Origin of the sequence: Aeromonas bestiarum (assembly GCF_000819745.1) — a bacterium.
GTDB classification, from domain to species: domain Bacteria; phylum Pseudomonadota; class Gammaproteobacteria; order Enterobacterales; family Aeromonadaceae; genus Aeromonas; species Aeromonas bestiarum.
Genome location: NZ_CDDA01000034.1, coordinates 104,257 through 115,254 on the forward strand (window position 1 = coordinate 104,257; position 10,998 = coordinate 115,254).

General features: G+C 55.7%; 7 protein-coding genes and 1 riboswitch. Of the genes, 6 read left to right on the plus strand and 1 reads right to left on the minus strand.

The genetic code is table 11. The features are described 5' to 3' along the window. Nucleotides 1-84: 84 nt before the first annotated feature. Nucleotides 85-708 carry a response regulator transcription factor gene (locus tag BN1118_RS18120; protein ID WP_043140336.1) on the plus strand — a complete coding sequence of 208 codons (624 nt, stop codon included), beginning with the start codon at nucleotides 85-87 and terminating at the stop codon, nucleotides 706-708. A gap of 5 nt (nucleotides 709-713) precedes the next feature. Further along, nucleotides 714-4,295, plus strand: coding sequence for an ATP-binding protein (locus BN1118_RS18125; RefSeq protein ID WP_043557380.1), 3,582 nt, complete (start codon nucleotides 714-716; stop codon nucleotides 4,293-4,295). 35 nt (nucleotides 4,296-4,330) lie between these two features. On the opposite strand, the gene BN1118_RS18130 is transcribed toward BN1118_RS18125, so the two are convergent. Beyond that, nucleotides 4,331-4,771, minus strand: coding sequence for a hypothetical protein (locus BN1118_RS18130; protein ID WP_043557381.1), 441 nt, complete (start codon nucleotides 4,769-4,771; stop codon nucleotides 4,331-4,333). Between the two features lie 173 nt (nucleotides 4,772-4,944). On the opposite strand from BN1118_RS18130, the gene BN1118_RS18135 reads away from it, so the two are divergent. From BN1118_RS18135 to BN1118_RS18150, 4 genes are all read left to right on the plus strand, one after another. Further along, the gene (locus tag BN1118_RS18135) at nucleotides 4,945-6,618 is read left to right on the plus strand and encodes a sensor histidine kinase (protein WP_043557382.1); all 1,674 of its coding nucleotides are present in this window, start codon (nucleotides 4,945-4,947) and stop codon (nucleotides 6,616-6,618) included. A 76-nt stretch (nucleotides 6,619-6,694) separates the two neighbouring features. Next, a complete protein-coding gene (locus BN1118_RS18140; protein WP_043557383.1) occupies nucleotides 6,695-7,438 on the plus strand; it encodes a LytR/AlgR family response regulator transcription factor in 744 nt (247 codons plus the stop codon). Between the two features lie 109 nt (nucleotides 7,439-7,547). Beyond that, complete coding sequence (locus BN1118_RS18145) at nucleotides 7,548-8,738, plus strand: L-lactate MFS transporter (protein ID WP_043557384.1); 1,191 nt, start codon at nucleotides 7,548-7,550, stop codon at nucleotides 8,736-8,738. A gap of 112 nt (nucleotides 8,739-8,850) precedes the next feature. Then, a riboswitch (cobalamin riboswitch) is annotated at nucleotides 8,851-9,028 on the plus strand. A 52-nt stretch (nucleotides 9,029-9,080) separates the two neighbouring features. After that, entirely contained in the window at nucleotides 9,081-10,916 is a 1,836-nt protein-coding gene (locus BN1118_RS18150) for a TonB-dependent receptor domain-containing protein (RefSeq protein WP_043557385.1), read from the plus strand. Nucleotides 10,917-10,998 lie beyond the last annotated feature (82 nt).

The window sequence follows — 10,998 nt, forward strand, 5'->3', positions numbered from 1 at the left end:
ACTAACGTAGGGCCATCGTATGGTGATGTCGCGATTTTGTAGTTATCATACGCCAAATAAAAATTATTCAATGGTGGATAGAATATGGCAAGAGTATTAATAGTCGATGATCACCCTGCGATACGCATGGCAGTTAATATTCTACTGGGACAGGATGGCCATAATATTGTTGCTGAGGTAGATAATGGTGTTGATGCCATTGTTGCTGCTAAAAAATATCAACCAGACATTATTGTTCTGGATATTGGCATTCCAAAGCTGGATGGCATAGAAGTGATAAAAAGAATAAAATCCTTGAATGTTGGAATCAAGGTCGTAATTCTATCTGCACAGGCGACTCATCATGTCATGGTTCGTTGTTTGCAGGCTGATGCTGATGGATTCATGTCTAAACTTGATGATCTTTCACTATTGAAAAGCATGCTCAAGCACATAGAAAATGGCCAGACTTGTTTTCCTAGGGATGTCATTGCTGGTGCCAGAGATGCTTATATCCTTGATAAGGATAGTCTGCTGTCTTCCCTCTCAAATCGTGAGATGAGTGTACTAATGCGCATATGCCAAGGTCATACCAATAAAAAAATTGCGGAACACATGATGCTGAGTGAGAAAACGGTAAGTACTTACAAGACTCGCTTGATGCAGAAGCTCAACGTAACCAATATTATCGATCTGATCAGTCTTGCCAAGCGGAAAAAATTGATGTGAGCAAGATGAAACTACTGCAGGTATTACTTGTCAGCCTCTGTTCATTCTTTACTTCCGCTCACGAGCTGGGAGATGATTTGTTACATGTATATGCCCGAAACGACAGTGAGTCTCTCGGGCAACAGACACTTCCCTTGCATGCCGATGATTGGTTGTGGTTGCGGAATCGCGACCAGTTGATTCTTGGGGTTCCAAGGCCGGATGACCCCCCTTTGGATATCACCTTGCGCTCTGATGCTTATGAAGGCGTTACTGCTGACATGATAGGTATGCTAAGCCATCTATTGAATATCGATATAGTGGTGAAAACGCTTCCTTCACGGGCAGATGCCATCGATGCGCTCAAGCGGGGGGAAATAGATCTGTTGAGCTCCTCTAATTCCTATGAGGAGGAGCAGCAGTTATTGTTAACTGATAGATATATTGCTGACGATCCCGCAATATATAAAAGCATTCATGTCCTAGAGCAAGATATAAAAACGGTAGCCATCCCTAGGTATTATTTGCCGGCTCTTGCTGTGAAGCGCTACCTGCCAAATGTGAAAATAAAAACATATCCTTCTCGATACAGTGCTATATCAGCGGTAGCATATGGTCAGGTCGACGCTGTTATGGTGGATATGATTTCTGGTAACTTTATCGTCAATAAATTTTATCAAGACAGCATTCAGTTATTAAGGCCCTTATATGTGGATACCCATGGTTTCTCATTCTCGCTGGAGAAACAGAATTGGCGTCTCAAGAAAATAATCGATGTCGCTCTACGCAAAATTCTGGATGGCAAGCGCGACGAAATTGCCAAGCGCTGGAGCGGTGGGGGGCTTTCCATCGATGCCAAGAGGATCGGGCTGACCAGTAGTCAATGGGCATGGCTTGGTCAGCAGAGAACAATCCGGATCGCGGTTAACAGCGGTGTACCACCGCTGAGTTTCCTTGATGTCAATGGCACCTTGCATGGTGTGGTTGCCGATCTCATTCAGGTGTTGAGAGCAAAACTGGATGTCGAAATAGAAGCTGTACCGGTCAAGACGGCCAAACAAATGTTACAGCTACTGGATGATGGAAGCGTGGATGCTGCGGTAATGAGCCCATCTTCGGAACGTAAGCATCGCTATTTATTCAGCAGGGCCTTTGCGCTTGATCCCCTGTCTTATGTTGTTGGCGTGAAACATGAGATGACAGATCCAGAGAGTCTGATCAAGTTTGGGACTGTGGCCATCATCAAGGGGTTCATCTCGACACAGGCCATAGACAAGGCATATGGCAAAATGACAACTCATTCTTTTGATCGCATTGAAGATGCGCTGCGCTGTGTTGCGATGGAGGTTTGCGATGTAGTTGTATTGCCGCTGCGGGTTGCCAAGTATTACATCAATAGCAAATTTCCAGATAGCTTGCTTGTTACAGGCGAATTGTTTGAGTCAGTACCTATTGGTGCCTCATTCATGGTTTCTTATGAAAACCAAATGCTACGCAATATTCTGGACAAGGTGATAGCAACCATACCCCCGGATGAATTGGAAGGGCTCTCCAACCGCTGGCGTGTCAGCCCTCAGAAAGAGGCCATCACATGGCAGGAGTTTGTTCGGGAGTTTGGGATCTTTATCTCGCTTATCCTGCTGCTGACCATCTGGATCAGCCTGTGGGGCCTATCCCTGCGTAAACAGATACGTGAACGCCGACTCGCGGAGGAGGCGTTGAATGCTCAGCTCAAGTTCATTGAAGATCTGGTAGACGGGACACCCCATCCCATCTATGCCAGAGACCTGGGTGGGCGGCTTATTCTCTGCAACAGCAGCTATGCGGCCTTCTTTGGTGAACCGAAAGCAGACTTGTTGGGCTCAGACCTGGTAGCTGATGGTGAGCGTTGGCCTTTTCTCGCCCCCCTGTTTGCCGAGCTTGCCGCTGCCCGCGAGGAGCGGCAGGCGCAGGAGGGGGATCATCGTCTGGTGATGGCGAGAGAGGGAGTAGATGTTTATCACTGGGTGCAGCCCTACTACGATCGGGATGGCGAGGTACAGGGGGGAATTGGCGGCTGGATCGATGTGAGCGAGCGTTTGCGTCTACTTGACGAGCTGGCGGTGGCAAGCCAGGAGGCGCAAGAGGCCAATCGCGCCAAGTCGACGTTTCTGGCCACCATGAGCCACGAAATTCGTACTCCCATGAATGCCATCATAGGCCTGCTGGAGCTGACCCTGCGGCGAGATCGTCTACATGAGGAGGATAAGGCCTCGCTCTCTATCGCCCATGGTTCGGCAACGGATCTGCTGTCCTTGATCGGCGATATCCTGGATATCTCCAAGATAGAGTCGGGGCGGCTCGAGCTGGTACCTGAACCCCATGATGTGGCGGCCTTAACCGAGTCTGTCGTTACCGTGTTCAACGCCCTGGCCAGACAGAAGAGTCTGCAACTGGATCTGGTCATCGGAGCGACCCATTGGGTGCAAATAGACGGACTCTGCTACAAGCAGATCCTGTCCAACCTGATCAGCAATGCCATCAAGTACACGGATAAGGGATCGGTACGGGTGGAGTTATTGTCACGGGTTAGCGATGGCTGGTGCACCTTGCAGCTGGCGGTCAGAGATACCGGGATAGGAATAGACCCGATGGAGCAGGAAAAGTTGTTCCAGCCCTTCAGTCAGGCCAGTCAACCCAAGCATATTCAGCGATCTGGTACCGGCCTGGGGCTGATGATCAGCCGTTCCCTCTGTGAATTGATGGGTGGGTCACTGGCGCTTGAGAGCGAGCCGGGTTCTGGTACTCGTGTCTCGATAGAAATTAAACTCCCTCTGACTGCAGCCGTGGAGCAACCGCTATTGGTCGAACTGGGTAACACAACAAAAAGCGGTCGGCGGCTGCAGGTAATGGTTGTGGATGACCACCCTACCAATCGGCTGCTTATCAGTCAGCAACTGGCCTATTTGGGGCATAAAGCCAAGGCGGCAGAGTCAGGTGAGCAGGCATTGAGGCTCTCTGCTAAATACCCGTTTGATGTCATTATCACTGACTTCAACATGCCAGGTATGAACGGGTTCGAGCTGACTCGTCAGCATCGTGCGCGGGAACACCTCAATGGTACGCGACGTTGTGTGGTTTTAGGCTTGACGGCCGATGCGCGTCAGGAGCAGGTGAATGAAGGTTATGCGGCCGGCATGGATGATTGTCTGTTCAAGCCGGTAGGGCTGGAGGAACTCGGTCATTGCCTGTGTCGGCATATGCTGCGTGAGGAGCAAGCGGATATTGCAACTTGCATGCAGGAAATAAAACATTGCCTCGGACCCCTGACTGGCAATCAACCAGCACTGATAGTGCCTCTGCTGACAGCCTTTATCAGTGCCAGCGATGACGATCTGCTGGGATTAGAACAAGCAGCTGATGTGCAAGATGTGCCACAGTTTTTGGATTATGTTCATCGCTTGAAAGGTGGTGCCAGGATAATTGGGGCCTCACAATTGGTTAAGACCTGCGGTGAGGTTGAGTCCGATGAGCTGGATTCATTGGCTTTGTCCTTAGCGTTGGAATGTTTGCAACGAAGCTATGAGGTGGTCAGGCTGGCAATTGTGCAGCTTCAGGAGGCTGAGTGAGGATAAAAGGCATGACAGGCATGCCTTTACAATTTTCAACCATGCCAATACACCATCAATTCATAGGCGGCCTCACCGATCTGGTTTGGCCGGGCTGAGGCAGCCTTATAGCCAAGATAGTAGTGGGTGGCTTGTTCCAGTGTCAGTGTGTGATTGGCTGGTAACTGCTGACCATTGATTGTCAGCTGTATATCGGCACCGGCTTCTTGTGGCAGGCGGCCATATAGCTTACGGGCTTGCAGCTGATAGGTAGTGTTGAAATCTGTGTTACTGATATTGGCTGCCAAGGTATGGGTGGGGTGCCGCGTCTGATTTGAATTGACGGGTTGAAGGCCGGGATGGGTGAGTGCTATTTCCATCCTGGTATCTTTACTGGCAATGGCCGGCAAGTTGAGTTGACGGATCTGAGTATCGGCCTGAGCGGCTGAACCGCAGCACCCAAGCAGTAACGCCACCAGAATTCCTTTCTGAGACATATGATCCTCTCCTAGATATAGAAGTTACTCCCGTTGGCAGGAGTGTTTGTTTATCGGCCCTCCAACCGAGAAGCTTAGTATGGATCCAGTTATTCGAAATGAGCTGACACGGAATACGGGGTATGATCCCGCGCCTTGGTACATATCTTCTTCATTGATACGGGATCCCTGTCTTGCTCGAAAATCAGATGATGTTGTTGGCGGTATTCGAACGGGCGGCGCTGATGCTGATGACCCTGTTCTTCCTGACCCGCACCCGGCCGTTCCAGCGGCTGTTCCAGAAGCGGGATCACACCCCGGCCGAGCTGGTGCTGGTCGCCTCCATCTTCGGCCTGTTCGCCGTGTTCAGTACCTACACCGGCATTCCGGTGGAAGGGGCGCTGATCAACGTGCGGATCATCGCCATCATCTCGGGCGGCATCCTGTTCGGCCCCTGGGTCGGCATCCCGGCCGGGGTCATCTCGGGCCTGCACCGTTACCTCATCGACATGGATGGCCACACCTCGATACCCTGTCTCATCGCCAGCATCATCGCCGGTCTGCTCGCTACCTGGTTGCACCTGCGCTGCCGCAAGTCGCGACTCTGGCTCTACGGCATACTGGCGGGCATGTTGTGCGAGGGGCTGACCATGTTGCTGATCTGGCTGCTGACCGAACCCCATGAGGTAGGGGTGGAGATCGTCAGCCACATCGCCTATCCGATGATCGCCGGGGCGCTCTGCATCGGGCTCATCATCAAGCTGGTGCAGGATCTGGATGACGAGAAGGAGCTGATTGCCGCCAAGCAGGCCAAGCTGGCGCTGGATATCGCCAACAAGACGCTGCCCTTCTTCCAGAAGGTCGATCGCCACTCCCTCGGTCAGGTGTGCGCCGTGATCCGGCGCGAGATCGACGCCGATGCGGTGGCCATCACAGATACCCGGGACGTGCTGGCCTACGTGGGGGTGGGCAAGGATTACTACGAGCTGGACGAGCACCACGCCATCAGCGGCATGACCCAGCAGGCGGTGCTGCTCGACCAGATCATCATCAACAACGATCTGCGCCAGTATCACCTCTCCGATTTCCACTCTGTCATCATTATTCCGCTGCGGGAAAACGGCGCCGTCAGCGGCACTCTCAAGATCTACTACCGCCGCACCCACAGCATCACCAGCTCGCTGCGGGAGATGGCGGTGGGCCTCTCCCAGCTCATCTCCACCCAGATGGAGGTGTCGCGCATAGAGCAGCTCAAGGAGATGACCCGCAAGGCGGAGTTCACCGCGCTGCAGAGCAAGATCAACCCGCACTTCCTGTTCAATGCCCTCAACGCCATCTCGTCGCTGATCCGCATCCGGCCCCAGCAGGCGCGCCAGCTCATCGCCAATCTGGCGGACTATCTGCGCTACAACCTCAACAAGGGGGACGAGCTCATCGACATCCAGGAGGAGCTGCAGCAGGTGCGCGACTACGTGGCCATCGAGCAGGCCCGCTTCGGGGACAAGCTGGAGGTGGTGTTCGAGGTGGACGACGTCCACATCCAGGTGCCGAGCCTGCTGTTGCAGCCCCTGGTGGAAAACGCCATCCTGCACGGCATCCAGCCCCGCAGCGCGCCGGGCCGGGTCACTATCGAGGTGAAGCAGCTGGCGGGGGGGATTCGGGTGGCGGTGCGGGACACCGGTTACGGCATCAGCCAGGCGGTGATCGACGGGGTGGCCGCCGGCCGGGTGGAGAGCCGCAGCATCGGCCTGATGAACGTGCATCAGCGGGTCAAGCTGCTGTACGGGGACGGCCTGCACCTCAAGCGGCTGGAGCCGGGAACCGAAGTCTGCTTCTATCTGCCGGATCAGGAGGCGATGCCATGCTGAGAGACATCACTGTTGAGGACGAGCCTCTGACGCGAGAGGTGCTGGCCTGCTCTTCTTCCCAGCTAGGGGCAACGCAATGCTGAAAGCCATTATTGTCGAAGACGAATACCTGGCCCGTGAGGAACTCATCTATCTGGTGAGCCAGCACAGCCAGATCGAGATAGTGGCGAGCTTCGAGGACGGGCTCGAGGCCTTCAAATACCTGCAGGATCACGAGGTGGACGTGGTGTTTCTGGATATCCAGATCCCCTCCATCGATGGCCTGCTGCTGGCCAAGAACCTGCACAAGTCGAGCCATCCGCCTCACATCGTCTTCGTCACCGCCTACAAGGAGTTTGCGGTGGAGGCGTTCGAGCTGGAGGCGTTCGACTACATCCTCAAGCCCTACAACGAGCCGCGCATCATCAATCTGCTGCAAAAACTCGAGCACGCGGGCAAGTCGCAGCCAGCCGGCACGGGGGAGGCGAGCGGCGACGTGATCAGCCCGCAGAATCGCACCGTCAATCTGGTGAAGGGGGAGCGCATCATAGTCACCCCCTGCGAGCAGATCTACTACGCGGAAGCGGACGAGAAGCTGACCTATGTCTATACCCGCACCGATCGCTACGTGATGACCATGACCATCAGCGAGTTTGTCAGCCGGCTGCCGGCGGAGGGCTTCTTCCGCTGCCATCGCTCCTACTGCGTCAACATCAACAAGATCCGCGAGATAGTGCCCTGGTTCAACAGCACCTATCTCATCCGGCTCCATGACCTGCCGTTCGAGGTGCCGGTCAGCCGCAGCAACATCAAGGCGTTCCGTCAGCTGATGCGGCTCTGATTGTCATTCATTCCCGCCGATCTGCATTTCATGCCTTAATCGGTCGGCGCGAGCTGCGTCTTGCCTATAGTGGCCTTAATTTCCTTAAGGCCATCGACCGAGACGCATCATGACCAAAGAGATGAATCGCACCCGCTATCTGACCCTGATAGGTACCATCATCACCCAGTTTGCGCTGGGTTCCGTCTACACCTGGAGCCTGTTCAACGCCCAGCTCTCCGACAAGCTGGACGAGCCGGTCAGTCAGGTGGCGTTTGCCTTCGGCCTGCTCAGCTTGTCGCTGGCGGTGGCCTCTTCCATGGCGGGCAAGCTGCAGGAGCGCTTCGGGGTGCGCAATGTCACCCTGGGGGCCGGCGTGCTGCTTGGCATCGGCTTCTTCCTCACCGCCCACGCCAGCAACCTGGCCATGCTCTACCTCTGCGCCGGCATACTGGTGGGCTTCGCCGACGGGACCGGTTACCTGATGACCCTCTCCAACTGCGTGAAGTGGTTCCCGGAGCGCAAGGGGCTCATCTCCGCCTGCTCCATCGGTGCCTATGGCCTCGGCAGCCTCGGCTTCAAATACATCAACCTGCTGCTGCTCTCCAACAACGGTCTGGAAGCGACCTTCCAGCTGTGGGGGCTGATCGCCATGTCCATGGTGCTGGTGGGCGGCATGCTGATGAAGGATGCGCCCAAGCAGGCAGCCTCAGTGCAGCAGACCGAGAGCCGTGACTTCACCCTGGCCGAGGCGATGCGCAAGCCGCAGTACTGGATGCTGGCGCTGATGTTCCTCACCGCCTGCATGAGCGGCCTCTACGTCATCGGCGTGGCCAAGGACATAGGCGAGAATATGGTGGGTCTGTCGACTGCGGTTGCCGCCAATGCGGTCGCCATCATCGCCATGGCCAACCTGGGGGGTCGGCTGGTGCTGGGCATACTGTCTGACAAGATGTCCCGCATCCGGGTCATCACCATAGCCCAGCTGATCACCCTGTGTGGCATGGCGTTGCTGCTGTTCGTGCCGCTCAATGCCAACCTCTTCTTCGTGGCGGTAGCCTGCGTGGCCTTCAGCTTCGGTGGCACCATCACAGTCTATCCCTCGCTGGTGAGCGACTTCTTCGGTCTCAACAACCTGACCAAGAACTACGGCGTCATCTATCTGGGCTTTGGTCTGGGCAGCATCATAGGCTCCATAGTGGCCTCCCTGTTCGGCGGCTTCATGGCGACCTTCAACCTCATTCTGGTGCTGATGGTGGTGGCCCTGGTGCTCTCTCTCACCATACGTCTGCCGGCTCCCAAGCCGCTCTGCACCGATTGAGGGTTCGCTTCGCTCGATGACGACATGAAACCTGAGCCCGATGGGCTCAGGTTTTTCTTTCATCAAAAGACGTATAGATGGCTAAATATCTATACTCTTGTGCCGCCCTTTCCTATAATCCCCCCGCTTTGGCGCATCATGCTTAATAGGGAATCCGGTGAAAATCCGGAGCTGGCGCGCAGCGGTAAGGGGGAACGAAGCGACATCAGGGCACTGCCGTCAGGTGGGAAGCCGTCGCCGTAGGCCATCAGCCCCCCAGCCCGAAGACCTGCCAAAGTTCGTATTTCGGGCCGAGAGAAACCGGCCACGAAGTAGATGCTTACGCGAACTTAAGGATCTCTCATGTCCAAGAAATTATTGGTGGCTGCCCTGTTGCCAACGGCGGCCTTCGCCCAGACGACCATCCCCGTCAATCCTACCCTGGTGATCACCGCCAACCGGGTGGAACAACCCATCAGCACGGTTCTGGCACCTGTTGTGGTGATCGATCGCGCCGAGATCGAATCCCGTCAGGTGCAGAGCCTGCCAGCGCTGTTGAAGACGCTGCCGGGTGTGCAGATCACCACGCTGGGTGGGCGAGGGCACATGAGCAGCCTGTTCATCCGCGGTACCAACTCCAACCATTCGCTGGTGCTGATGAACGGGCGCCCCATCGCCGCCATGGTGGCCGGCACGCCAGACCTCAGCCAGATCCCGCTGGGCAATATCGAGCGCATCGAGTACATCCGGGGCCCGCGTGCTGCTGTCTATGGCGCGGATGCCATCGGCGGTGTCATCAACCTCATCACCAAGACCTCCGCCAAGAATGGCAGCGAGACCCACCTGAAGGGGGGCGTGGGCAGCAATGGTTACGGCCAGGGTCAGGTGCGTACCGTGCAGGCCCTTGGTCAACAAACCGACATGAATATGATGATTGGCTACGAGCGCACCGATGGTTTCGATGTGGTGGCCAATGCCCAGCAGCCGGATCGGGATGGCTTCGACAGTCTGAACGGCCAGATCGGGCTGAACCATGCCTTCAATGATGCCTGGAGTGCGGACTTCAACGCTCAGGGTTATGACAATCAGACCGAGATGGATGATGCCTATCAGTCGGCCGATCAGAGTCGGGTACAGGCCTTCCAGTATGATGGCGGTCTCAAGTTCCAGAGCGAGACGCTGACCAGCCGGCTGGAGGCCAGTTATGGCGAGAACAAGCTGAAGAGCTGGTGGGAGAGCAAGGGAGAATCCAGCGCCCAGCCGATCCACACCGGCCTGACCCGTTTCTCCTGGATCAACAGCTGGAGTGGCGTCGAGGGGCTCAACCTGACCGGTGGTGCCGACTGGCAGCAGGAGCAGTTGAAATCCGACTCGCGCAGCTCTGGTCAGGCGTTCAATGCCCCCGATCGCGACAACACGGGTCTGTTTGCGGTGGGCAGCTATCGCTGGCAGGCCCTGCTCTGGGAGCTTTCGGGTCGTACCGATGACAACGAGCAGTATGGCCGTCACAACACCTGGTCCGCCGCCAGCGGGCTGGACATAGATGACAACCACAATGTGCGGTTGAGTTATGGCACCGGCTTCAAGGCGCCGACCTTCCTCGACCTTTACTATCCCGGTTATGAGAATCCGGATCTGAAACCGGAAGAGAGCAAGAACCTGGAGCTGGGCTTCACCGGCCGTTATACCGGTTGGGACTGGTCGCTGAACCTGTATCGCAATCAGATCCAGAACCTGATCGCCTGCCAGAGTGCCTTCTCCACCTGCAAGCCGGACAACACGGATGCCGAGATCCGCGGTGTGGAAGTGGCGTTGGGTCTGGAAACCGGACCGCTCCATCATGATCTGAGCTTCGATTACACCAAGACCGAAGACAAGAACGATGGTGACCAGCAACTGCTGCGTCGTGCCAAGCAGAAGGCCAGCTGGCTGACCCAGGTACAGCTGGGCCCGGTCGATCTCTCAACCGAACTGCTGTATGTGGGCAAGCGGGATGACAAGAACTTCAGCAGCTTCCCGGCTGAGCGGGTAGAGCTGGGTTCCTACACCCTGATCAATCTGGGGGCCAGCTACGGGGTGACGCCTCAGTTCACGCTGGGTGGCCGCATCGACAACCTGTTTGATCGCGACTATGCCCCGGCCTATGGCTATGCGTCGGCGGGTACCGAGTTCAAGCTGACGGCGGACTACCGCCTCTGATCGCCAGCGCTGCTATATATAGAAGAGAAAAAGCGAGGCCCTGCCATGTGCAGGGCCTTTTCTATGGCTCTGTCCCAGTTAT